At 63.7% G+C, this 22,861-nt stretch carries 18 protein-coding genes; 9 read left to right on the forward strand and 9 right to left on the reverse strand.

Annotated features, from left to right (window positions below; all coding sequences use genetic code 11):
• Positions 1–52 precede the first annotated feature (52 nt).
• From mfd to ACTG4K_RS15805, 3 genes are read left to right on the forward strand one after another with little or no spacing between them, the layout of a single operon-like run.
• Positions 53–3,535 (forward strand): transcription-repair coupling factor, encoded by a 3,483-nt coding sequence (gene mfd, locus ACTG4K_RS15795; protein ID WP_439115173.1) that lies wholly within the window; start codon positions 53–55, stop codon positions 3,533–3,535.
• Between the two features lie 13 nt (positions 3,536–3,548).
• Positions 3,549–4,274, forward strand: coding sequence for a phosphoserine phosphatase SerB (gene serB, locus ACTG4K_RS15800; RefSeq protein WP_439115174.1), 726 nt, complete (start codon positions 3,549–3,551; stop codon positions 4,272–4,274).
• Positions 4,271–4,813 (forward strand): redoxin domain-containing protein, encoded by a 543-nt coding sequence (locus ACTG4K_RS15805; RefSeq protein ID WP_439115175.1) that lies wholly within the window; start codon positions 4,271–4,273, stop codon positions 4,811–4,813. The genes serB and ACTG4K_RS15805 overlap by 4 nt, the downstream gene beginning before the upstream one ends.
• A 7-nt stretch (positions 4,814–4,820) precedes the next feature.
• Here ACTG4K_RS15805 and ACTG4K_RS15810 read toward each other — a convergent pair whose 3' ends face one another.
• Positions 4,821–5,183 carry a translation initiation factor Sui1 gene (locus ACTG4K_RS15810; protein ID WP_439115176.1) on the reverse strand — a complete coding sequence of 121 codons (363 nt, stop codon included), beginning with the start codon at positions 5,181–5,183 and terminating at the stop codon, positions 4,821–4,823.
• 74 nt (positions 5,184–5,257) lie between these two features.
• Between ACTG4K_RS15810 and ACTG4K_RS15815 the strand changes: the two genes are divergently transcribed.
• Positions 5,258–6,532 carry a DEAD/DEAH box helicase gene (locus ACTG4K_RS15815; RefSeq protein ID WP_439115177.1) on the forward strand — a complete coding sequence of 425 codons (1,275 nt, stop codon included), beginning with the start codon at positions 5,258–5,260 and terminating at the stop codon, positions 6,530–6,532.
• 14 nt (positions 6,533–6,546) lie between these two features.
• Here the strand turns inward: ACTG4K_RS15815 and ygiD are convergent, their stop codons facing one another.
• Positions 6,547–7,308, reverse strand: a complete 762-nt coding sequence (gene ygiD / locus ACTG4K_RS15820) for a 4,5-DOPA dioxygenase extradiol (protein ID WP_439115255.1) — start codon at positions 7,306–7,308, stop codon at positions 6,547–6,549.
• A 365-nt stretch (positions 7,309–7,673) separates the two neighbouring features.
• Between ygiD and phaZ the strand changes: the two genes are divergently transcribed.
• On the forward strand, positions 7,674–9,389 hold the full coding sequence (gene phaZ, locus ACTG4K_RS15825) for a polyhydroxyalkanoate depolymerase (protein ID WP_439115178.1): 1,716 nt from the start codon (positions 7,674–7,676) through the stop codon (positions 9,387–9,389).
• A gap of 49 nt (positions 9,390–9,438) precedes the next feature.
• Positions 9,439–10,101: an electron transport complex subunit RsxB gene (gene rsxB, locus ACTG4K_RS15830; protein ID WP_439115179.1), complete on the forward strand. Its 663-nt coding sequence runs from the start codon at positions 9,439–9,441 to the stop codon at positions 10,099–10,101.
• An 18-nt stretch (positions 10,102–10,119) separates the two neighbouring features.
• Here rsxB and ACTG4K_RS15835 read toward each other — a convergent pair whose 3' ends face one another.
• Positions 10,120–12,441: a methyl-accepting chemotaxis protein gene (locus tag ACTG4K_RS15835; protein WP_439115180.1), complete on the reverse strand. Its 2,322-nt coding sequence runs from the start codon at positions 12,439–12,441 to the stop codon at positions 10,120–10,122.
• 266 nt (positions 12,442–12,707) lie between these two features.
• Entirely contained in the window at positions 12,708–13,043 is a 336-nt protein-coding gene (locus ACTG4K_RS15840) for a hypothetical protein (RefSeq protein ID WP_439115181.1), read from the reverse strand.
• A gap of 297 nt (positions 13,044–13,340) precedes the next feature.
• On the opposite strand from ACTG4K_RS15840, the gene ACTG4K_RS15845 reads away from it, so the two are divergent.
• Positions 13,341–13,613 (forward strand): cupin domain-containing protein, encoded by a 273-nt coding sequence (locus ACTG4K_RS15845; protein WP_439115182.1) that lies wholly within the window; start codon positions 13,341–13,343, stop codon positions 13,611–13,613.
• A 75-nt stretch (positions 13,614–13,688) separates the two neighbouring features.
• On the opposite strand, the gene ACTG4K_RS15850 is transcribed toward ACTG4K_RS15845, so the two are convergent.
• The 5 genes from ACTG4K_RS15850 to scpA form a co-directional block, all read right to left on the reverse strand.
• Entirely contained in the window at positions 13,689–14,225 is a 537-nt protein-coding gene (locus tag ACTG4K_RS15850; RefSeq protein WP_439115183.1) for a VOC family protein, read from the reverse strand.
• The gene (locus ACTG4K_RS15855; protein ID WP_439115184.1) at positions 14,222–16,273 is read right to left on the reverse strand and encodes an acetyl-CoA carboxylase biotin carboxylase subunit; all 2,052 of its coding nucleotides are present in this window, start codon (positions 16,271–16,273) and stop codon (positions 14,222–14,224) included. The genes ACTG4K_RS15850 and ACTG4K_RS15855 overlap by 4 nt, the downstream gene beginning before the upstream one ends.
• Positions 16,274–16,293: 20 nt before the next feature.
• On the reverse strand, positions 16,294–17,826 hold the full coding sequence (locus ACTG4K_RS15860) for an acyl-CoA carboxylase subunit beta (RefSeq protein WP_439115185.1): 1,533 nt from the start codon (positions 17,824–17,826) through the stop codon (positions 16,294–16,296).
• Between the two features lie 30 nt (positions 17,827–17,856).
• The gene (gene meaB / locus ACTG4K_RS15865; protein ID WP_439115256.1) at positions 17,857–18,843 is read right to left on the reverse strand and encodes a methylmalonyl Co-A mutase-associated GTPase MeaB; all 987 of its coding nucleotides are present in this window, start codon (positions 18,841–18,843) and stop codon (positions 17,857–17,859) included.
• An 89-nt stretch (positions 18,844–18,932) separates the two neighbouring features.
• The gene (scpA, locus tag ACTG4K_RS15870; RefSeq protein ID WP_439115186.1) at positions 18,933–21,095 is read right to left on the reverse strand and encodes a methylmalonyl-CoA mutase; all 2,163 of its coding nucleotides are present in this window, start codon (positions 21,093–21,095) and stop codon (positions 18,933–18,935) included.
• A gap of 145 nt (positions 21,096–21,240) precedes the next feature.
• On the opposite strand from scpA, the gene ACTG4K_RS15875 reads away from it, so the two are divergent.
• A complete protein-coding gene (locus tag ACTG4K_RS15875; protein WP_439115187.1) occupies positions 21,241–21,876 on the forward strand; it encodes a GntR family transcriptional regulator in 636 nt (211 codons plus the stop codon).
• Between the two features lie 80 nt (positions 21,877–21,956).
• On the forward strand, positions 21,957–22,847 hold the full coding sequence (locus tag ACTG4K_RS15880) for a Dyp-type peroxidase (RefSeq protein ID WP_439115188.1): 891 nt from the start codon (positions 21,957–21,959) through the stop codon (positions 22,845–22,847).
• Positions 22,848–22,861: the final 14 nt, after the last annotated feature.

Consider the following 22,861-nt stretch of genomic DNA (forward strand, 5'->3'; position numbering starts at 1 on the left):
CCTTCGCTGGCTGGGGGTGTTTGTCATGTCTGGCACCGCCACCGAGCCCTTTATGGATCTCCCCAAACTCAACCCTGGCAAGCGCTTCACCCTGCCACGCCCCACCGGCTCGGCCGACGCCTTGTTGCTGGCCCAGATCGCCACGCGCGACAAGGCCGCCGGGCGGCTCACCGCCATCGTCACCGCCGATGCCACCGATGCGCAACGCCTGATTGAAGAAATGGCGTTTTTCGCGCCAACCCTTCGCTGCGCGCTGTTCCCCGACTGGGAAACGCTGCCCTACGACAGCTTTTCACCGCACCAGGATCTGATTTCCGAGCGCCTGGCCACGCTGTGGCGCATCCAGCAGCACGACAAGGAAACCGGTGCCGACGTGGTGCTGGTGCCGGCCACCACCGCGCTGTACCGGCTGGCGCCACCCTCTTTTCTGGCGGGCTACACCTTTCACTTCAAGGTCAAGCAAAAGCTGGACGAAGCCAAGCTCAAAGGCCAGCTCACGCTGGCGGGCTACCAGCATGTGACGCAGGTGGTGAGCCCCGGTGAATACGCCGTGCGCGGCGGGCTGATCGACCTCTTTCCCATGGGCTCGCTGGTGCCGTACCGGGTGGACCTGTTTGACGACGAGATCGACAGCATCCGCACCTTTGACCCGGATAGCCAGCGCAGCCTGTACCCGGTGCCCGAAGTGCGCCTGCTGCCCGGGCGCGAGTTCCCGATGGACGACGCGGCGCGCGCCAAGTTTCGCAGCCGCTGGCGCGAACTGCTCGACGGCGACCCGACCAAAAGCCGCATCTACAAAGACATGGGCAATGGCGTCGCCACAGCCGGCATTGAGTACTACCTGCCGCTGTTTTTTGAAGACACGGCCACGGTGTTCGACTACCTGGGCGAAGCCGCCACGGTGGTGATGCACGGCGACCTGGAACCCGCGTTCCAGCGCTTTTGGCAAGACACGCAAGACCGCTACCGACTCGTCAAGGGCGACCCCGAACGCCCTGCGTTGCCGCCTGAGAGTCTGTTCCTTTCGGCCGAACAGTTCTACACCGAAGCCAACGCCCACGCCCAACTGGCGCTGCGTCCGGCAGTGTCTGACGTAGCCGACAACGCCTTCGCGCAAAAGCTGGGCGACCTGTCGGTGGTGCGCGGTGCGGAAGACCCGCTTTCAAGGCTTCAGGGGCACATCCGCAACACCGCGCACCGCGTGCTGCTGCTGGCCGAGAGCGATGGTCGGCGTGAGAGCCTGCTGGACTTTTTGCGCGCCAGCGGTGTCAACCCACCCGGCTTCGACGCGCTGGCTGAATTTCAGGCCAGTGACGAAAAATTAGGCATCGCCACGGCCGCCCTGACGGTGGGCTTTTCCTCGCTTGAGCACGGTATCGACTTCGTCACCGAGACCGAGCTGTTTGCTGCGGGCCCGACCACGCGCCGGCGCAAGAAACAAGAGCAGGTCAGCGATGTGGACGCGCTCATCAAAGACCTGAGCGAGCTCAACGTGGGCGACCCGGTGGTGCACAACGCGCACGGCATCGGGCGCTACCGCGGTCTGGTCGAGATGGACATGGGCGAGAAGAACCCCGACGGCTCTCCCGCCCTCATGGAGTTCCTGCACCTGGAGTACGCCGACAAGGCCGTGCTGTATGTGCCGGTGAGCCAGCTGCAGCTGATTGGCCGCTACACCGGCGTGAGTGCCGACGAAGCGCCGCTGCACCGCCTGGGCAGCGGCCAGTGGGACAAGGCCAAACGCAAAGCCGCTGAGCAGGTGCGCGACGCCGCCGCCGAGCTGCTCAACATCTACGCCCGCCGCGCCGCCCGCCAGGGCCATGCGTTCCGTTTCTCGGCACAAGACTACGAAATTTTCGCCAACGACTTTGGCTTTGAAGAAACCGCCGACCAGCGCGGCGCCATCCACGCCGTCATCCAGGACATGATCAGCCCGCGCCCCATGGACCGGCTGGTCTGTGGCGACGTGGGTTTTGGCAAAACCGAGGTGGCGCTGCGCGCCGCGTTTGTGGCCGTCACCGGCGGGCGGCAGGTGGCCTTCTTGGCCCCCACCACGTTGCTGGCCGAGCAGCACTACCAAACCCTGGTAGACCGCTTTGCCAAATGGCCAGTGAAGGTGGCCGAGGTGTCGCGCTTTCGCTCGGGCAAAGAAATCACCGCCGCCATCAAAGGCATTGCCGACGGCACGGTGGACATCGTGGTGGGCACGCACAAGCTGCTGAGCGAATCCACCAAATTCCACAACCTGGGCCTGCTCATCATCGACGAAGAGCACCGCTTTGGCGTGCGCCACAAGGAGCAGATGAAGGCGCTGCGCGCCGAGGTGGACGTGCTCACGCTCACCGCCACGCCCATTCCGCGCACGCTGGGCATGGCGCTGGAAGGCCTGCGCGACCTGTCGGTGATTGCCACCGCGCCACAGCGCCGCCTGGCCATCAAAACCTTTGTGCGCAGCGAAAACCACGGCGTCATCCGCGAGGCGGTGCTGCGTGAATTGAAGCGCGGTGGGCAGGTGTACTTCTTGCACAACGAGGTGGACACCATCGAGAACCGCAAGCAGAAGCTGGAAGAAATCTTGCCGGAAGCGCGCATTGCGATTGCGCACGGCCAGATGCCCGAGCGCGACCTGGAACGCGTGATGCGCGATTTTGTGGCGCAGCGCTACAACCTGCTGCTGTGCTCCACCATCATCGAGACCGGTATCGATGTGCCAACGGCTAACACCATTGTGATGAGCCGTGCCGACAAGTTTGGCCTGGCCCAGCTGCACCAACTGCGCGGCCGCGTGGGCCGCAGCCACCACCAAGCCTACGCCTACCTCATGGTGCCGGACATCGAAGGCCTCACCAAACAAGCCGCCCAACGGCTCGACGCCATTCAGCAGATGGAAGAACTCGGCAGCGGCTTTTACCTCGCCATGCACGACCTGGAGATTCGGGGCGCTGGCGAGGTGCTGGGCGAAAACCAGAGCGGCAACATGCTGGAAGTGGGCTTCCAGCTCTACAACGAGATGCTGAACGAAGCCGTGGCGTCGCTCAAAGCCGGCCGCGAACCCGACCTGCTGAGCCCGCTCAGCGTCACCACCGACATCAACCTGCACGCCCCCGCCCTGCTGCCCAGCGACTACTGCGGCGATGTGCACCTGCGCCTGAGCTTTTACAAAAAACTCGCCACCGCCAAAACGGCGGACCAGGTGGACGCGCTGCTGGAAGAAATTGTGGACCGCTTCGGCAAACTACCCGCCCAGGCGCAAACGCTCATTGACGTGCACCGCCTGCGCGTGTTGAGCGCGCCCTACGGCGTGATCAAGGTGGACGCCGCGCCCGGCGTGACGAACATCACCTTCAAAGCCAACCCGCCGGTGGAGCCCATGCGCATCATCGAACTGATCCAGAAAAACCGCCACATCAAGCTGGCGGGCAATGAAAAACTGCGCATTGAGCGTGCCCTGCCCGAGGTGAAAGACCGCGTGCAGCTGGTGCGCGACGTGCTGCGCAGCCTGGGCCAACCCATCAAAAAACCCGAAATGGCCTGAGCGCCAACCGACCATGACCACCACCACCGAATTCGCCCCCGGCCTGACCCTGCAAGGCTTCACCCCGCCGCTGAACCTGAGCGACTTCAAGCTCATCGCGTTTGACATGGACTCCACGCTCATCAACATCGAGTGCGTGGACGAAATTGCCGATGCCGCGGGCCGCAAGCCCGAGGTAGCGGCCATCACCGAGGCCGCGATGCGCGGCGAGATCACCGACTACAAAGACAGCTTGCGCAGGCGCGTGGCGCTGCTGCGCGGCGTGACCGTGGCCGACATGGAGCAGGTGCTGACGCAGCGCCTGCAGCTCAACCCAGGCGCTGAAGCGCTGGTCAAAGCCTGCAAAGCGGCGGGCCTCAAAGTGCTGCTGGTATCGGGTGGCTTCACCTACTTCACCGACGTGGTGAGCGACCGCCTGGGGATCGACTACACGCGCTCCAACGTGCTGGAGATCGAGAGCGGCCCCAATTGCGGCCAGCTCACCGGACGCATGGTGGACCAGCCTTGGGGCGACATTTGCGACGGTGAGGAGAAACGCAAGATGCTGCTGGAAACCTGTGCGCTGCTGGGCATCAGCCCCCAGCAGGCCATTGCCATGGGCGACGGCGCCAACGACCTGCCCATGATGGGCGAGGCTGGTCTTTCGGTGGCGTACCACGCCAAGCCAGCGGTGCGCGCCCAGGCCATGGTCGCCATCAATGAAGGCGGGCTGGACCGCCTGCTGGACGTGCTGCGTTGATAGCCCGCTTCGCCAGCCACATGCGCCGCGAGTGGAAAAACCATCTCGGTACTCTGGCCCTGGTGCTGGCGGTGGTGCTGGGCGTGCAAGCGTGGCAAACCCGGGGCGTTCCCGCAGGCGCGGCGACCGATCTGGCGTTTACCTTGATTCAAGCCGACGGCAGCCGCACCCAAACCACGCTGAGCGCCTGGCGCGCGCAGCATCCGGGTCAGCCCGTGGCGCTGCATGTGTGGGCCGACTGGTGCCCCATTTGCCGCACCGAAGAGCACAGCATCACCCGCCTGGTGCCGGGCGGTCGGGTGCTGACCGTAGCCATGCAGTCGGGCCAGGCCGATGCGGTCGCCCGCGTACTGGCCCAGCGCCAGCTGCCCTGGCCCACCGCGGTGGACCCGCGCGGTGAAATGGCCCGCGCGCTGGGCTTCAAGGCGGTGCCCGCGTTTGTGGTGGTGGACGGCCAAGGCCAGCTGCGCGGCGCCACCGTGGGTTACACGACCGAGCTGGGCATGCGGCTGCGGCTGTGGTGGGCGGGCTGGTTTTGACAGGCGCTCAGCCGCCCGCCCGCTTCACCACGAGGCCCTGGGCTTTCAACGCAGCCACGATCCGGTCGATGTGATCGCCTTGTATTTCGATCACGCCGTCTTTCACCGTGCCGCCGGTGCCGCAAGCCGCCTTGAGCTGCTTGCCGAGGGCGGTGAGCCCGGCGGCGTCCAGCGCCACACCTTTCACCAGCGTGACCGCCTTGCCGCCGCGTCCCTTGGTTTCGCGCGACACGCGCACCACGCCGTCGCCAGCCGGCACAGCGCTGCGCTGGCCGCACACACACTGGGCCACCGGCTGGCGGCAGGTGGGGCACATGCGCCCCGCGTCGGTCGAATACACCAGGCCGCCCATTGAAAGCTTGTTTTTCATGGGCGCCGATCGTAGCGCCTCGCGCATCTGCCGGCCATGTCCAGCCCCGTTAAACTGCAAAGAAACACCGCACCATGCCATTCACCGCTCTCGGGCTCGTTCCCGCCCTCGCCCAAGCCGCTGCCGAACTCGGTTTCACAGCCCCCACACCCATTCAGCAGGCCGCCATTCCGGCCGTGTTGCAGGGCCAAGACGTGCTCGCCACGGCCCAGACCGGATCGGGTAAAACCGCTGCCTACGTGCTGCCATTGCTGCAGCGCTTGCAGGGCGCGCCGCTGCACACACCCCGGCGCGTGCGCGCTCTGGTGCTGGTGCCCACGCGCGAGCTGGCCGCACAGGTGGGCGAAGTGTTGCGCAGCCTGGCCCAGCACCTGACCGAGCGACCCAAGGTGGCGGTGCTGTTTGGTGGCGTGTCCATCAACCCGCAAATGATGGCACTGCGCGGTGGGGCCGATGTGGTGGTGGCCACGCCAGGACGCCTGCTCGACCTGGTTGAGCACAACGCCCTGCGGCTGTCGGCGGTTGACATGCTGGTGCTGGACGAAGCTGACCGGCTGCTCGACCTGGGTTTTGCCGACGAACTGGCCCGTGTGCTCGCGCTGCTCCCGGTCCAGCGGCACACCCTGTTTTTCTCAGCCACGTTCCCACCTGAGGTGCAGGCGCTGGCGGGCGGTCTGCTGCGAACACCCGAGCGCATTGACATTCCTTCAGCACCCGTGGCCGACGCCGTGGTTTTGCAGCGGGTCATCCAGGTGGACGCCGACCGGCGCACCCAGCTGTTGCGCAAGCTCATCAAAGACAACGGCTGGGAACGGGTGTTGGTGTTTGTGGCCACGCAATACGCAGCCGAGCGGCTGGCCACGAAACTGCACCACGGTGACCTGTACGCCACCTCGTTTCACGGCGGCTTGAGCCAGGGCGCGCGCAAGCAAGCACTGGACGAGTTCAAACAAAAGCGCTGGGACGTGGTGGTGACCACCGACCTGGCGGCCCGAGGCATCGACATTGCCCAACTGCCGGTGGTGGTGAACTTTGATCTGCCCCGCTCAGCGGTGGACTACGTTCACCGCATTGGCCGCACCGGGCGCGCAGGTGAAAGCGGCCTGGCCGTGAGCTTCGTGAGCGCCGACACCGAAGCGCACTGGAACCTGATCGAAAAGCGACAAGGCCTGAGCCTGCCGCGCGAACAAATCGCCGGGTTTGAACCCGTCGAAGTGGCCGTGCCCCGCAACCCGGTTGGGCCCGACAACGGTGGCATCAAGGGCAAACGCCCCAGCAAAAAAGACAAACTGCGGGCGGCGGCGGCGGCGGCGGCACTGGAAGCCGGCGCCCAGAGCACACCCGAATGACGCCTTGAGGCTGCTCAGCCCCAGACCACCGAGCGCATGGAAATCGACGCGGCCTGAAAACGGTCGTTGAAAAAACGGGGCGCTTCGTCGGGCGCCACGGCACCGGCCGCATACAAGAGCGGCAGGTAGTGTTCCCAGGTGGGATGGGCCATCTGGGCCAGATTGCCCAGTTGCTGGAAATCGCTCAGCGCGCGCAACCGCCCTTTTTCAATGTGCTCGGCCGTCAACGCATCAAACTCAATGGTCCAGTCGTAGGCTTGGTGGTCAGCCACCTCGCGCCGCATGGTACGCAGGTTGTGCACGATGTTGCCGCTGCCCACGATCAGCACGCCGCGTTCGCGCAGCGCCCGCAGTTGCTGACCGAGCGCAAAGTGCTCAGCCGGCGGGCGGCTGTAGTCCATGCTGAGCTGCACCACCGGAATATCCGCCTCGGGAAACATGGGCTTGAGCACCGACCAGCTGCCGTGGTCCAGCCCCCATTCGGCTTCGTCCAGACCCAAGGGCAGCACGGTGCCCGGCTGGTACACCTGCTCGCTGATGGCCCGGGCCAGCGAAGGGGCACCGGGAGCGGGGTATTTCTGATCAAACAGCGCCTGGGGGAAGCCCCCAAAATCGTGAATGGTGCGTGGATCGCTCATGGCGGTGAGCTGCCAGCCCGACGTGAGCCAGTGGGCCGAAATGCACAAGATGAGGCGGGGCCGATCAACCCGCGTCAGCAGTTCCTGGCCCAGCGCCTGCCAACTGCGCCGGTAAGCGTTGTCTTCAATCGCGTTCATGGGACTGCCATGCCCCACGAACAGGACCGGCAAACGGTCGGTGGCGGGCAAGACTTGCGAGCCGATCAGGTGGCTGGCCGACAAAGGTGTGGGTGTTGCAGTGGCAGGGGACTGGGGGGCAGGCAAAGGCATGGGTAAGCAGGATGGAATTGAAAGATGGGCGGGCCAGAGCAACGCCAAAACCTGCAGGCGCCGAGACCGTACCCGTGCAGGTAGGCCGTCGGGCGAGCATCGCCGCCTCAAAAGCTGGGGGTGAATTCTTTCACAAAGGTGACAACCACGCTGGAAATTTAGGTGTTTTCACCGTCACACCTTTCGCGTCATACTGTTATATTGCACTGCAACATAACTGTCTTTTAACACCCATGCTTTACCAGATTTACGAAACCCAGCGCTCCATCATGGAGCCGTTCTCTGACCTGGCCGAGGTTGCTGCCAAGCTGTTCAGCAACCCGGGATTGCCGCTGGGTCAGTTTCCCCTGGCCCAGCGTGTGTCGGCTGCTTACGACCTGATGCACCGCTTGGGCAAAGACTATGAAAAACCGGTGTTTGGCATTCACACGGTAGATGTCGATGGCGTCGACGTGGCGATCCACGAGCGTATTGAGTTCGACAAGCCATTTTGCGAACTGCGCCGTTTCAAGCGTTTTTCGGACGACTCGGCCACCCTGGACAAACTCAAGGGCCAGCCGGTCGTGCTGATCGTGGCCCCGCTGTCGGGGCACTACGCCACGCTGCTGCGCGACACCGTGCGCACCATGCTCAAAGACCACAAGGTCTACATCACCGACTGGAAGAATGCCCGTCTGGTGCCACTGTCAGAAGGTGAATTTCACCTGGACGACTATGTGAACTACGTGCAGGAATTTGTCCGCTACCTGCAAGAAAAATACGGCAACTGCCACGTGATGAGCGTGTGCCAGCCCACCGTGCCGGTGCTGGCCGCCGTGTCGCTTATGGCCAGCCGTGGCGAAACCACGCCGCTGTCCATGACCATGATGGGTGGCCCAATCGATGCGCGCAAGTCGCCCACCGCAGTGAACGATCTGGCCGTGCAGCGCAGCCACAGCTGGTTTGAAAACAACGTGATCTACCGCGTGCCCGAGAGCTTCCCGGGCGCTGGTCGCCGCGTGTACCCTGGTTTCTTGCAGCACACCGGTTTCATCGCAATGAACCCGAACCGCCACGCTGACAGCCATTACGACTACTTCCAGAACCTGATCAAAGGCGACGACTCCAGCACCGAGAGCCACCGCAAGTTTTACGATGAGTACAACGCTGTGCTCGACATGGACGCAGACTACTACCTGGAAACCATTGACACGGTGTTCCAGGACTTCAAGCTGGTCAACGGCACCTGGGATGTGAAGAACCCCAAGGGCAAAGCGGAGCGCGTCAAGCCGCAAGACATCACCAGCACGGGCTTGCTGACCATTGAAGGCGAGCTGGACGACATTTCTGGCTCCGGTCAAACCGCTGCGGCTCACGATTTGTGCACCGGCATTGCGCCCAAGCAGAAGATGCATTACGAAGCCGCAGGCGCTGGGCACTACGGCATTTTCAGTGGCCGCCGCTGGCGCGAAATGGTGTACCCGCTGGTCAAGGCGTTCATCGTGGCCCACCAGCCCGGTGCAAACCCGGCACCTCAAGGCATCGCCAAGTCCAAAGCCACGCCAACCAAGGCATCGGCCAACGTGGTGCCGGTGAAAGCCACGCCCGCCAAGGCCAAGCCAGTCCAAGCAGCCACGGCCAAAACCGTGGTCGCCAAAAAGCCTGCCGCCAAGCCCGTCGCCAAGGCGGTGAAAACCGCTGTGGTGGTGGCGCAGCCTGTGGCTGTGGCAAAACCCGCCAGCAAACCTGCGGCAAAACCGGTCACCAAGACCGTGGTCAAAACGGCAGCCAAGGCGGCGGTCAAGCCGCAGGTAGCGCCAGCGGTGGTTGCCGTGGCCAAGCCTGAAGCCCCCGCCCCTGCGGTGGTGAGCGCTACGGCCCCCGCCAGCCTCGCCGTGGTGGCCAACGCGGCTGCACCTGCCGCACCTGCTGTGGTGGCCAGCAAGCCCGATCAGGCCTCCAACGCCTGATTCACCCGGGTCGCCGGGGCGTCGCCCACCCACGGGTATATTCCCCGGCATGAACGATCTCGCACGGCGCATCGACGCCGCTTTGCCGCAAACGCAGTGCACACGCTGCGGCTACCCCGATTGCGCCAGCTACGCCCAGGCCATTGCGAGCGCTGAAGCGGGCATCAACCAGTGCCCGCCAGGCGGCACTGAAGGCATAGCCCGCCTGGCGGCCATCACCGGTCAGCCCGTCGCGCCGCTGAACACCTCGCACGGCATTGAAGGGCCACTCACCGTGGCAGTGATCGACGAGGACTGGTGCATTGGCTGCACGCTGTGTATCAAAGTCTGCCCCACCGATGCCATCGTGGGCAGCAACAAGCTGATGCACACAGTCATTGAACCCTATTGCACCGGATGCGAGCTGTGTTTGCCCGTGTGCCCGGTGGACTGCATTGCTCTGGAGGTGGTCAGCGGCGAACGCACCGGCTGGCAGGCCTGGACCGACACGCAAGCCGAACAGGCTCGCGGCCGTTACGAGCAACACCAGCTGCGCACGGCTCGAGAGGCCTCCGAGCACGAGCAGCGGCTGGAGGCCAAGGCCAAAATGAAGCTGGCCGATCTGGCCGCTCACTCGCAGCACACCGACCCAGCGACCCTGGACAAAAAGCGATCGGTGATCGCAGCGGCACTGGCCCGCGCACGCGCCAAACGAGGAGGCGCTGCTGACTGAACGTGCGCGCGCCGTGCGTCAGACGACAGCCAGCACCGACGATTTGTACACGCCACAACCGACGTAGAGGTCATCCACCTGGGTGACATAAGACATCTTGGTCTGGATGCTGCCATTGACCGGATTGACAATGTCGTATTCCACCCAGCCCGGCGCGGCCTCGGCTTGCGTCACGATGGCCTGCAGCAACGCTGCGCCGTCGATGCCTGCAATGTCCTGAACCCGGTTACCGACCTTTTCGGGTTTGCCACCAAAGGCGCGGTAAACGCCGTTGCGATCAAGCGCAAATACGTACATGTCGCGGTCGTGAAACGCCATACCGGGTTCGCTCAAATCGCGCACAAACGTGTCGCGCGAAGCGCGGCTGCGGTGCTCCAGTGCCAGCTCCACCAATACCATGGCCTCCTCTGCGGTGCCCTGCTGCAACATGAACGACGACACAGCACGCGACAAATGGGCGGCGCGTTCTTCGAGCAGGTTGGACTGCTGTACCGCGCGCTCCACCATCTGCGCATTGCGCTGCGTGATCTCGTCGAGCTGCGCCACGGCAGAAGATATCTCGATCAAACCAGTGCTTTGCTCGGCGCTGGCTGCAGAGATGAGCGACATATTGGCCGCCACGCCGCGCACGCCATTGACGATTTCGGTGATGTTGCCACCCACGGTACGAATCTGGCGCACGCTGGTTTCCACCTGTGACGAAGAGGCTTCGATGAGCTGGCGAATCTCTTTGGACGACGCCGCAGACCGCTGGGCCAGTGTGCGCACTTCGTTGGCCACCACGGCAAAGCCCCGACCCTGTTCACCGGCCCGCGCGGCCTCTACCGCAGCATTGAGCGCAAGGATGTTGGTCTGGAAGGCCAAGCTGTCGATCACACCGATGATTTCGTTCATCTGCTGAGCACTCTTCTGAATGACTTCAACAGAGGACACGGCCCGCGCCATGGAGGCGGCCCCCGACTCGGCCACATCGCGTACCTTGGACGCCTGGGCGTCTGAATCGCTGGCGGTTTCGGCGTTCTGGTGCACCGTGCCCGAGAGCTCTTGCACGCTCGCGGCAGTCTGCTCCAGGTTGGCAGCCTGTTGCTCGGTGCGGTCGGCCAGGTCGCGGTTGCCTACCGCCAGGCTGCGCCCTGCGTGCGCTACCAGCGCAGAGTTGCTGCGCACTTCGGCCACCATGCCCGAAAGACTGCCGATCATGCGTTCCAAAAGCGTGGCCAGCTCGGCCAGCTCGTCGCTGCCGCGCACGCGCACATGGGCACGCAAGTTGCCTGCGGCCGTTTGGCCCATCACCTGAATAACGTGTCGGAAGTCGCTAACGAAGCTGAGATAAAAAGCCAGCATCAGGTAGGCCAGCAAAGCCATACCCAGCACCGTGGCGATCACCGCCACCCTGCGCAGCAGCTGCAAGTGCTCAATACGCTGGCTGAGCAAGCTATCCAAGCGTTTCAAGACACCATTCTGATACCCGACGACCAAGCCGATAGCCTGTGTGCCTGCAGCGAAAAATGCGTCGGCCTGCACCGAGCCGGAGGCGTCAAAGCTGCGGCGCGCCAGCGACAGAAACGATTCTGTGCCAGCCAATGCTGGCTCAGCGTTCAAGTCGCCCTGGCCATAACGAGCCGCAAAACCCATGGCAAAGCGCAGGTCTTCGGTGTCAGCCTGCAGGTTGTCAAATTGCAGACGCAGATTGCCCACCGCGTCGGCCTGTGGCTCGGGCAAACCGAGCTGGCCCGCACCCATGCCCCGAATGCGCCCCAGCGACTCACCCCAGCCAATGGTGTGGGCGACTACCATATCCATCAAGAAATAGGTGGCGGGCTCCGGGTCAAACAACAGGTTGGAGCGCTCGCCCACGGTGTACACAAAGCGCCGCAGGTCGCCCACCAGGGCGGTGTGCAAGGCAAAGGACTCGGGTGCAGTGGCGCGCTCTGTGGCCGCAAGCCCTTCCAGCCGGCTTTGCAAGGCGGCCCACTCGGCGCTCAGAGCGAAGTCGGGGCGCGGTGCCAGCGCGGCCCCGGTGGCCGCCAGGGCCTGGCGCAATTCGGCACGGGTCTGTTCCAGCGGTGCGCGGGCAGCGCCCACGCCCGATAGCAGCATATTGGTTTGACCACGGTGCGTTTGCACCGCCTTGACCACCTGGGTCAACGCGGCGATGGCACGCGAGCCATCGGTCTCGCTCTGGGCAAATCGAATGTCAGCCCCCAGGCGCTGCACCAAGAGCAAGCAGGTGATGACCAAGGGCACCAGCAGCACGGCTGCCAGCAACCCCAGTTTGGTGGGCAGGCGCAAGCGGCGCATCAGCCAAATGCCCGGGTAAAAGGTTTTATAGGCGGACATGCGTACTCAGCTCCTGTTGATTTGCCAATATGACGGTTTATCGGTGCCTGGGCGCCAAGCTTTAAGACCTTTACCGCTGGCAGTCAGATGGAACACCTGAGCGCCTGCGGCACCCGTGAGGCGCTCAGCGGCAAACGTGTGCAGGCCAAGCCCTGCAACGCGATGGATCCCTTTGCAGCGCACCGTTGGCATGCGATGTGACGCGCATGCGCAGCGCCGCAACGGTGCGTTTGGGGTGACGAGCTGTCCCGCGCTCGGCTGCACGTTCAGTGCAACAACGGAATGCCCGACTGCCGGGCTTCGTAGCGCCGGAACAACTGGACCGCCACCAGCCGAAGCGTGTCATCAGCCAGGCTGTGTGCGTGCACCAGCTGATGCAGCGCATAGCGGCGGTCACACACCATCAGCGCGCGGCTCACACACAGGCCGTGGCCGGACATGCGCTGGGTGAATTGTTCCAGCAGATCCTGGGGCCACGGCATGGCCAGCTCGCGCTCACGCCAGTTGGGGCTGCGTTGCGCCCAGCGCTCGTCGCCCTGCGCCAGAAGGGCGCTGGGGTCGGCTGACAATGGCTTGGCCGACGGGTGGGGTGTGGTGTCCATGGCGCGCTCCTGCTGCGTTGAAACCGGTCTTCCAGTGCGGCATGTGCGAAGACCCCTTGTGCCCCAAGCGTACGCAAATCACCACCCACCGTTGCGTTGAACAAAGCACCGATTGGGACCCAGTTGAACCGTTAGGCCCGGCGCCCCTGCAGGCACAGAGCCCTTGCATTGCCACCTTTTTGCGTCAATCCGGCGATGCACCCAGCCACCACACGCCTCCTCAAATTCGCCGCCGAACCCGCCGGCCCCGCCGTGACAGACCACCCTAAACTGGACAGACTGGTTCGCGGCAACCCCATGCGCGCAACCTGGAATGCCGTGGACACGCACCTGCCCGCAGGCCAGTTGTTTTGTGGTGTGTGGCGTTGTGAACCAGGACGCTGGCGCATTGCGATGGGCGCCACCGAGCGCGAGCTGTTCACCGTGCTGCAAGGGCGCTGCCGGGTAGACGACGCACAAGGCGGGTTTGAAGAAACCGGCCCCGGCGAAGCGCTGTACATTCCGCCTGGTTTTGCGGGCGATTTCGAGGTGCTGGAAACCTTGACCATAACCTACATGATCTGCGAGTGAGCCGGGTGGGTCACCAACAAAATGGCCCTGCTGGCGCGAACGCCGCAGGGCCTGTCTCCTCGCTCCGGTAACCGTTCAGACCGGCAGGGCCGCCAGGCGGGCAAAAGCACCCACCACCTCGGGTGGCGCCTGCACCAGTTCAATCAGCACGCCCTCCCCCGCGATCGGAAATTCCTCGTTGGCCTTGGGGTGCAAAAACGTGATGTCAAAACCCGCCGCACCCTTGCGGATGCCGCCGGGCGCGAAGCGCACGCCCTGCGCCGTAAGCCACTCAACGGCCACGGGCAGGTCGTCTATCCACAGACCAATGTGGTTCAGCGGCGTGGTGTGAACAGCAGGCTTCTTCTCGGGGTCGATGGGCTGCATCAGATCGACCTCGACCTTGAACGGGCCGCTGCCGATGGCGCAGATGTCTTCGTCTACGTTCTCGCGCTCGCTCTGGAAGGTGCCGGTTTTCTCAAGCCCCAGCATGTCCACCCACAGCGTTTGCAAGCGCAATTTATCGGGGCCGCCGATGGCGATCTGCTGGACGCCGAGGACTTTGAAAGGACGGGGCGTGCCTTTCCGATCCGGCGCCGGGCCGCCCAGCGGTGAAGCGTCGGGGCCGCTCATTTCTCAAACTCCACAATCGGTTGATCGACCACAAGGCTCTCACCCTTGGACGCCAGCACCTTGGACACCACGCCATCGGCCGCAGCAAACAGCACGTTCTCCATCTTCATGGCTTCAATGACGGCCACACGCTCGCCAGCCTGTACCTTTTGACCCACCTGCACCGCCACGTCCACCAGCAAGCCGGGCATGGGCGACAGCACGTATTTGCTCATGTCGGGCGCCGCTTTGAACGGCATCAGCCGGTGCAGTTCGGCCATGCGGCGTGAAACCACCACGGTTTCAATGCGCGTGCCGTTGTGCTGCACCACCAGCGCCAGCGGGTTGCGCAGCGTGCCGCGCTCCACTTGCGCGGTGAACGGCTGGCCGTTGCACTCGCCGGTGATGCAAATGTCGTTCAGGCGCGAACCGCTGCTGATGGCAAAGCGCTTGCCTTCCACCGTCACCACCGCAGAACCCACTTGGCCCAGCACCTCGTCTACATGCACAGCCGTGTAGCGGTTTTCACCGCTGGTGCCCATGGTGATGACGCTGAAATCGTGACCTACCTTGACCCCATAACCCGGCAGCTGGCCGGTGAGGCCGGCTGCGCGCTCGCGCGACTTGCGGCGCACGAAAGCGGCCAGCGCCACCAGGAAGTCGGCGTCGTCGTGCGGCACATCTTCGGCGCGGAAGCCCTGGCTGTACTGCTCGGCAATGAAACCCGTGTTGAATTCGCCCGACACAAACCGGGGGTGCGCCAGCAATGCGGCCTGAAAAGGGATGTTGCTGCTGATGCCGCGAATGACAAAGCCGTTGAGGGCTTCGCGCATCTTGGCAATGGCGTCGTTGCGGTCCTTGCCGTGCACGATGAGCTTGGCGATCATCGAGTCGTAGAACATCGGGATCTCGCCACCGTCGACCACGCCCGTGTCCACCCGCACGCCGTACAGCGCATCGGTGTTGGACTGGAACATGGTCTGCGCGGGCGGCGCAAAACGCACCAGGCGCCCGGTGCTGGGCAGGAAGTTGCGAAACGGATCTTCCGCGTTGATGCGGCATTCGATAGCCCAGCCGTTGCGCTGCACCTGGTCTTGCGTGAGCGGCAGCTTTTCGCCGGCGGCTACGCGAATCATCAGCTCCACCAGGTCCAGCCCGGTGATGCATTCGGTCACCGGGTGCTCCACCTGCAAGCGGGTGTTCATCTCCAGGAAGTAAAAGTCCTGGTCCTTGCCGACCACGAACTCCACCGTGCCGGCGCTCTGGTACTTCACCGCCTTGGCCAGCGCCACGGCCTGCTCGCCCATGGCTTTGCGCGTGGCGTCAGAGATGAACGGCGACGGGGCCTCTTCAATCACCTTCTGGTGACGGCGCTGAATCGAGCACTCGCGCTCGTTCAGGTAAATCACATTGCCGTGGCTGTCGCCCAGCACCTGGATCTCGATGTGGCGGGGCTCCAGCACGTATTTTTCAATAAACACGCGGTCGTCGCCGAAGCTGTTGCGCGCTTCGTTGCGGCAGCTGGTGAAGCCCTCGAACGCTTCCTTGTCGTTGAACGCCACCCGCAAGCCCTTGCCGCCGCCGCCGGCCGACGCCTTGATCATCACCGGGTAGCCGATGTCCTTGGCGATCTCCACCGCACGCTCGGCGGTTTCAATGGCGTCGTTCCAGCCGGGAATGGTGTTGACCTTGGCTTCCAGCGCCAGCTTCTTGGACGCGATCTTGTCGCCCATGGCCGCGATGGAGAAATGGCGTGGGCCGATAAAGGCAATGCCCTCGTCTTCACAGCGTTTGGCAAAGGCCTCGTTTTCGCTCAAAAAACCATAGCCGGGATGGATGGCCTGTGCGCCAGTGGCCTTGGCCGCCGCAATGATCTTGTCGGCCACCAGATAAGACTCCCGCGAAGGCGCAGGGCCCAGTAGCACCGCCTCATCGGCCAGCGCCACATGGCGCGCTTCCTTGTCGGCTTCGGAATACACCGCCACGGTGGCGATGCCCATTTTTTGGGCGGTGGCGATGACGCGGCAGGCAATTTCGCCACGGTTGGCGATCAGAATTTTGGTAAACATGTTCTGCTTCTCTTTCGTGATCAGAGTGGAATGTTCCCGTGCTTGCGCCACGGGTTTTCAACCTTCTTGTCCTTGAGCATCACCAGGCTGCGGCAAATGCGCTTGCGGGTGTTGTGCGGCATGATCACGTCGTCGATGTAGCCCCGGTTGGCGGCCACGAAAGGGTTGGCAAAACGGGCCTTGTATTCGGCTTCCTTGGCCGCCAGTTTTTCGGGGTCGCCCTTGTCCTCACGGAAGATGATTTCCACCGCACCCTTGGCGCCCATCACGGCAATTTCGGCGTTGGGCCAGGCAAAGTTCACGTCGCCGCGCAGGTGCTTGGAAGCCATCACGTCGTAAGCACCACCATAGGCCTTGCGGGTGATCACGGTGATCTTGGGCACGGTGCACTCGGCGTACGCGTAGAGCAGTTTGGCGCCGTGTTTGATGATGCCGCCGTACTCTTGCGAGGTACCGGGCATGAAGCCGGGCACGTCCACGAAGGTGATGACGGGGATGTTGAACGCGTCACAGAACCGCACGAAGCGCGCGGCCTTGATGCTCGACTTGATGTCCAGGCAGCCAGCCAGCACCAGCGGCTGGTTGGCCACGATGCCGACGGTCTGGCCGTCCATGCGGGCGAAGCCGATCAGGATGTTCTTGGCGTACTCGGGCTGCAATTCGAAGAAGTCGCCGTCGTCCACCGTCTTGACGATCAGCTCCTTCATGTCGTAGGGCTTGTTTGGGTTCTCGGGCACCAGGGTGTCCAGACTCATTTCCAGGCGGTCAATCGGGTCACCGCTGGGGCGCACGGGGGCCTTTTCGCGGTTGGACAACGGCAGGTAGTTGTAGAGGCGGCGCAGCATCAGCAGCGCTTCCACATCGTTCTCAAAAGCGAGGTCGGCCACGCCGCTCTTGGTGGTATGGGTCACGGCGCCACCCAGCTCTTCGGCCGTCACTTCCTCGTGCGTCACGGTCTTCACCACTTCGGGACCGGTCACAAACATGTAGCTGGAGTCCTTCACCATGAAGATGAAGTCGGTCATGGCGGGTGAGTAAACCGCACCCCCGGCCGATGGACCCATGATCATGCTGATCTGCGGCACCACGCCGCTGGCCATCACGTTGCGCTGGAACACCTCGGCATACCCACCCAGCGAGGCCACCCCCTCTTGAATGCGGGCACCGCCCGAGTCGTTCAGACCAATCACCGGCGCGCCGACCTTCATGGCCTGGTCCATGATCTTGCAAATCTTTTCGGCGTGGGCTTCTGACAGCGCACCACCAAACACGGTGAAGTCCTGGCTGTAAACAAACACCAGACGGCCGTTGATCATGCCGTAGCCGGTGACCACACCATCGCCAGGAATCTTGTTGTCCTGCATGCCGAAGTCCACACAGCGGTGTTCAACGAACATGTCCCACTCTTCAAAGCTGCCTTCGTCCAGCAGCACTTCCAGCCGCTCACGCGCCGTGAGCTTGCCTTTGGCGTGCTGTGCGTCGATGCGCTTTTGCCCGCCACCCAGGCGGGCAGCTGCGCGCTTTTTCTCAAGTTGTTCAAGGATTTCTTGCATGGGGGGTCTCCAGAAAAATCGAATAACGGTTCATTCAAACAGTTCAAGCAACTGGCGCGCTGCGGTCGAGGCAGGCAACCCACCCGCCAGCACGCGGCGGGTGGTTTCGTCGAGCCGTGCACGGATCTGCGGGTGCTCTCGAAAGCGTTGTTTCAGGCCTGCGTCAATGCGCTCCCACATCCAGGCGCTGGCCTGGTGCTGGCGCCGCGCGGCGAGCCTGCCGTTGGCGGTTTGCAGCAAGCGGTATTGGCTCACCTCATGCCAGAAGCTGTCCACACCCCGGTTGTGCAACGCACTGATTTCGATCACCTGCGGGTGCCAGACGCTCTGATCATGGTGGGCATGCTCCGAGCGGCCGTGCAGCCCCAGCAGGCGCAGGCTGGACGTGATCTGCGCGCGCGCCCGGGTGGCGGCGTCGGGGTCGATGTCGGCCTTGTTGATGACCACCAGGTCGGCCAGCTCCATCACACCTTTCTTGATGGCCTGCAGGTCGTCGCCGGCATTGGGCAGTTGCAGCAGCACAAACATGTCGGTCATGTTCGCCACCGCCGTCTCGCTCTGCCCCACGCCCACGGTTTCCACCATCACGATGTCGTAACCCGCCGCCTCGCACACCAGCATGGCCTCGCGCGTTTTTTCGGCCACGCCGCCCAGCGTGCCGCTGCTCGGGCTGGGCCGGATATACGCCTTTTCGTGCACGCTCAAGTGCTCCATGCGGGTCTTGTCGCCCAATATGGAGCCGCCCGACACGGTGGAAGACGGGTCGATGGTGAGCACCGCCACGCGGTGGCCAAGGCCGATGAGGTACAGCCCCAGCGCCTCAATGAAGGTGCTTTTGCCGACCCCAGGCACACCACTGATACCCAGCCGAAACGACTGGCCTGTGTGCGGCAACAAGGCCGTGAGCAGCTCATCGCCCTGCGCGCGGTGGTCGGCGCGGGTCGATTCCAGCAACGTGATGGCCTTGGCCATGGCCCGGCGCTGCACGGCTGGGTTGCCGTGCAGCACCCGTTCCATCAGGGGTGCCTCTGCCACTTGCCGGGGCTGGGTGAGCCCGTCAACAGGCTCGGAGCGAACGGATGTCATGCCGGGACGAGAAGCGGGATTCAAGCCTGCCCCAAGGCCTTCTTGATCTGCTCCAGCACGTCTTTGGCACTCGCCGGGATCGGCGTGCCCGGGCCGTAGATGCCCTTGACGCCCGCTTCATAGAGCATCTCGTAGTCTTGGCGCGGAATGACGCCGCCCACGAACACGATGATGTCGTCGGCGCCCTGTTTCTTAAGCTCGGCAATGATGGCGGGAACCAGGGTCTTGTGGCCGGCGGCCAGCGTGCTCACGCCCACCGCGTGCACGTCGTTTTCAATCGCCTGGCGGGCGCATTCTTCCGGCGTCTGGAACAGCGGGCCCATGTCTACATCGAAGCCAAGATCGGCAAAGGCCGTGGCCACCACCTTGGCGCCACGGTCGTGGCCGTCCTGACCGAGTTTGCTGATCATCACGCGCGGGCGACGGCCTTGTGCCTCGGCAAAAGCGTTGATCTCGCCCTTCAGGGCGTCCCAGCCTTCGGCGGAGTCGTAAGCGGCAGCGTACACACCGGTCACCTTTTGCGTATCGGCGCGGTGGCGCCCAAAAACTTTTTCCAACGCATCGCTCACCTCGCCCACCGTGGCCCGCAGGCGAATGGCCTGGATGCTCAGGTCGAGCAGGTTGCCCTGGCCGGACTCAGCGGCTGCGGTCAGCGCATTCAGCGCGGCGTCGACCTTGACCGTGTCGCGGCTGGCCTTGATCTGCTGCAGGCGAGCGATTTGGCCATCGCGCACGGCCACGTTGTCGATGTCGCGCGCTTCAATGGCGTCTTCGGTCTTGAGCTTGTATTTGTTGACGCCGACGATCACGTCTTTGCCGCTGTCGATGCGCGCCTGCTTCTCCGCCGCCGCCGCCTCGATCTTGAGCTTGGCCCAGCCGCTGTCCACGGCCTTGGTCATGCCGCCCATGGCTTCGACCTCTTCGATGATGGCCCAGGCCTTGTCGGCCATTTCCTGCGTCAGGCTCTCCATCATGTAGCTGCCGGCCCAGGGGTCGACCACGCTGGTGATATGGGTCTCTTCCTGGATCACGAGTTGCGTGTTGCGGGCAATGCGCGAACTGGTGTCGGTGGGCAGCGCAATGGCCTCATCGAAAGCGTTGGTGTGCAGGCTCTGCGTACCGCCGAACACCGCCGCCATGGCCTCGATGGTGGTGCGCACGATGTTGTTGTAGGGATCCTGCTCGGTGAGCGACCAGCCCGAGGTCTGGCAGTGCGTGCGCAGCATCAGGCTCTTGGGGTTCTTGGCGTCAAAGCCTTTCATGATGCGCGTCCACAACAGGCGGGCCGCGCGCATCTTGGCGATCTCCAGATAGAAGTTCATGCCGATCGCCCAGAAGAACGAGAGGCGGCCGGCGAAGCCGTCCACGTCCATGCCCTTGGCTATTGCCGTCTTCACATACTCCTTGCCGTCGGCCAGGGTGAAGGCCAGCTCCAGCGCCTGGTTGGCGCCGGCTTCCTGCATGTGGTAACCCGAGATCGAGATCGAGTTGAATTTCGGCATGTGCTGGGCCGTGTACTCGATGATGTCGCCGATGATCTTCATCGACGGCTCGGGCGGGTAGATGTAGGTGTTACGCACCATGAACTCTTTCAGAATGTCGTTCTGAATCGTTCCGCTCAGCTTGTCCTGGCTCACGCCCTGCTCTTCGGCCGCCACCACGTAACCGGCCAGCACCGGCAGCACGGCGCCGTTCATGGTCATCGATACCGATACTTTGTCGAGCGGGATCTGGTCGAACAGGACCTTCATGTCCTCGACCGAGTCAATCGCCACGCCCGCCTTGCCCACGTCGCCGGTGACGCGCGGGTGGTCGCTGTCGTAGCCACGGTGGGTGGCCAGGTCAAACGCAACCGAAACGCCCTGCCCGCCCGCAGCCAGCGCCTTGCGGTAGAACGCGTTGGACTCTTCGGCGGTCGAGAAACCGGCGTACTGCCGAATCGTCCACGGGCGTACCGAGTACATCGTGGCCTGCGGGCCGCGAATGAAGGGCTCAAAGCCTGGCAACGTATTGGTGTAAGGCAGGTTGGCCGTGTCTTCGGCCGTGTACAACGGCTTAACGCTGATACCGTCGGGCGTGAGCCAGTTCAGGGCGTTCACGTCTGCACCAGGCGCGGACTTCTGAGCTGCCTTGGTCCAGGCTTCCAGGGTGGCGGGGGCGAATTCGGGCTTGTTCTGGCTCATGGCGGGCGGGAGGTTGGTCGGTACAGAAAGAAGACAACGTTGACAACGGGAGCAGGCGGCATTTTATATCATTCATAATTATTGATGCAAAATATTCTTGCTGACTTACAATCGACCACTTATACAAAGCCCTGTCACACCGCCCATGTCTGCCCTGTCCCTCGCACCACGAGCCCTGTACGAAGAAGTTGCCGAGTTGCTGCGCCAGCGCATCTTCAGCCGCGAGTTGGAGCCCGGCAGCTGGATTGATGAGCTCAAGATCGCCGAGGAATACGGCATCAGCCGCACACCCCTGCGCGAAGCGCTCAAGGTGCTGGCCGCCGAAGGCCTGGTGACGATGAAGGTGCGGCGCGGGGCCTACGTGACCGAGGTGTCCGACAAAGATCTGGCCGACGTGTACCACTTGCTCGCGCTGCTGGAGTCGGACGCGGCCGCCGTGGTGGCCCAGCGCGGCACCGACGCGGAACACGCCGAGCTGCAAACCCTGCACGCCGAGCTCGAAGCCGCCACCGCCGACCGGGACCGTTTTTTCGCCATCAACGAGCGCTTTCACATGCGCCTGCTAGAGATCGCCAACAACCGATGGCGCGAGCAAATGGTGGCCGACCTGCGCAAAGTGATGAAGCTCAACCGCCACAACTCGCTGCTCAAGAGCGGCCGCATGGACGATTCGCTGGCCGAACACCGGGCCTTGATGGCCGCCCTGCTGGCGCGCAATGCACCCCTCACGCAGCAGCGCATGCACGCGCATTTTCGCAACGGCCTCGAAGCCGCAACCTGATCGGCGCTGCGGCTGGTAAATTCGGGGGCTGCGATGCCCCCGGGGGTGTTTCAGCAAACCCACACCCTGGAACCAGCCCAATGACCCTATCAGACCTCGCCCAACCCGGCATCCTTGCCAACATCCCTGCGCAGGCCCGCTACCTCACCTGCCAGCTGCGGGTGGGTGCCGAGCCCCAACCCGTGCTGCGCAGCCTGGCCCGTCAGGCCGACGGTGAACACACCGTGGTCGGTCTGGGCGCTTCACTGGTGCGCGAGCTGGGTGCCAGCATCCCCGGTCTGAAGAGCTTTCGGGGCATTGACGGGGCTCGCATCAAACTGCCCGCCACACCGGCCGACCTCTGGATCTGGCTGCGCGGCACCGACCGGGGCGAACTGCTGATCCGCAGCCGCCACCTGGAAACCCTGCTTGCACCCGCGTTCGACGTGAAGCACATCATCGATGCGTTCAACCACAACAACGGGAAAGACCTGACCGGCTACGAAGACGGCACCGAAAACCCGCAAGACGGCGAAGCCCACGCCGCAGCGCTGGTGCCCGAGTCTGCTGGCACGCTGGCCGGCAGCAGCTTTGTGGCGGTGCAGCGCTGGCACCACACCATGAGCCGCTTTGAAGCCATGGCGCGCCAGCAGCAAGACCACACCATCGGGCGCGACAAAGACAGCAACGAAGAACTGGACGATGCCCCGGCCTCGGCCCATGTGAAGCGCACCGCCCAGGAAAGCTTTGATCCACAGGCCTTTGTACTGCGCCGCTCCATGCCTTGGGCCGAAGGCAACGCCGGCGGCCTGGTCTTCACCGCTTTCGGGCATTCGTTCGGTGCGTTTGAAGCGCTGCTGAGTCGCATGTCGGGCGTTGAAGACGGCGTGACAGACGCCCTCTTCACCTTCACCGAACCCGAAACCGGCGCCTACTTCTGGTGCCCGCCCGTGGCCAATGGGCTCATTGACCTGGGCGCTGTGGGTTTGTAAGCCACAGCGCCGCA

The sequence above is a fragment of the Hydrogenophaga sp. genome, assembly GCF_965657535.1.
Taxonomy (GTDB): domain Bacteria; phylum Pseudomonadota; class Gammaproteobacteria; order Burkholderiales; family Burkholderiaceae_C; genus Hydrogenophaga.

Excerpts from the sequence above, each read along its gene's own strand:
- mfd (WP_439115173.1), top strand. The coding sequence starts at position 53 with ATGGATCTCCCCAAACTCAACCCTGGCAAGCGCTTCACCCTGCCACGC.
- serB (WP_439115174.1), top strand. The coding sequence starts at position 3,549 with ATGACCACCACCACCGAATTCGCCCCCGGCCTGACCCTGCAAGGCTTC.
- ACTG4K_RS15810 (WP_439115176.1), bottom strand. The coding sequence starts at position 5,183 with ATGAAAAACAAGCTTTCAATGGGCGGCCTGGTGTATTCGACCGACGCG.
- ACTG4K_RS15815 (WP_439115177.1), top strand. The coding sequence starts at position 5,258 with ATGCCATTCACCGCTCTCGGGCTCGTTCCCGCCCTCGCCCAAGCCGCT.
- ygiD (WP_439115255.1), bottom strand. The coding sequence starts at position 7,308 with ATGAACGCGATTGAAGACAACGCTTACCGGCGCAGTTGGCAGGCGCTG.
- phaZ (WP_439115178.1), top strand. The coding sequence starts at position 7,674 with ATGCTTTACCAGATTTACGAAACCCAGCGCTCCATCATGGAGCCGTTC.
- rsxB (WP_439115179.1), top strand. The coding sequence starts at position 9,439 with ATGAACGATCTCGCACGGCGCATCGACGCCGCTTTGCCGCAAACGCAG.
- ACTG4K_RS15835 (WP_439115180.1), bottom strand. The coding sequence starts at position 12,441 with ATGTCCGCCTATAAAACCTTTTACCCGGGCATTTGGCTGATGCGCCGC.
- ACTG4K_RS15840 (WP_439115181.1), bottom strand. The coding sequence starts at position 13,043 with ATGGACACCACACCCCACCCGTCGGCCAAGCCATTGTCAGCCGACCCC.
- ACTG4K_RS15845 (WP_439115182.1), top strand. The coding sequence starts at position 13,341 with ATGCGCGCAACCTGGAATGCCGTGGACACGCACCTGCCCGCAGGCCAG.
- ACTG4K_RS15850 (WP_439115183.1), bottom strand. The coding sequence starts at position 14,225 with ATGAGCGGCCCCGACGCTTCACCGCTGGGCGGCCCGGCGCCGGATCGG.
- ACTG4K_RS15855 (WP_439115184.1), bottom strand. The coding sequence starts at position 16,273 with ATGTTTACCAAAATTCTGATCGCCAACCGTGGCGAAATTGCCTGCCGC.
- ACTG4K_RS15860 (WP_439115185.1), bottom strand. The coding sequence starts at position 17,826 with ATGCAAGAAATCCTTGAACAACTTGAGAAAAAGCGCGCAGCTGCCCGC.
- meaB (WP_439115256.1), bottom strand. The coding sequence starts at position 18,843 with ATGGAACGGGTGCTGCACGGCAACCCAGCCGTGCAGCGCCGGGCCATG.
- scpA (WP_439115186.1), bottom strand. The coding sequence starts at position 21,095 with ATGAGCCAGAACAAGCCCGAATTCGCCCCCGCCACCCTGGAAGCCTGG.
- ACTG4K_RS15875 (WP_439115187.1), top strand. The coding sequence starts at position 21,241 with ATGTCTGCCCTGTCCCTCGCACCACGAGCCCTGTACGAAGAAGTTGCC.
- ACTG4K_RS15880 (WP_439115188.1), top strand. The coding sequence starts at position 21,957 with ATGACCCTATCAGACCTCGCCCAACCCGGCATCCTTGCCAACATCCCT.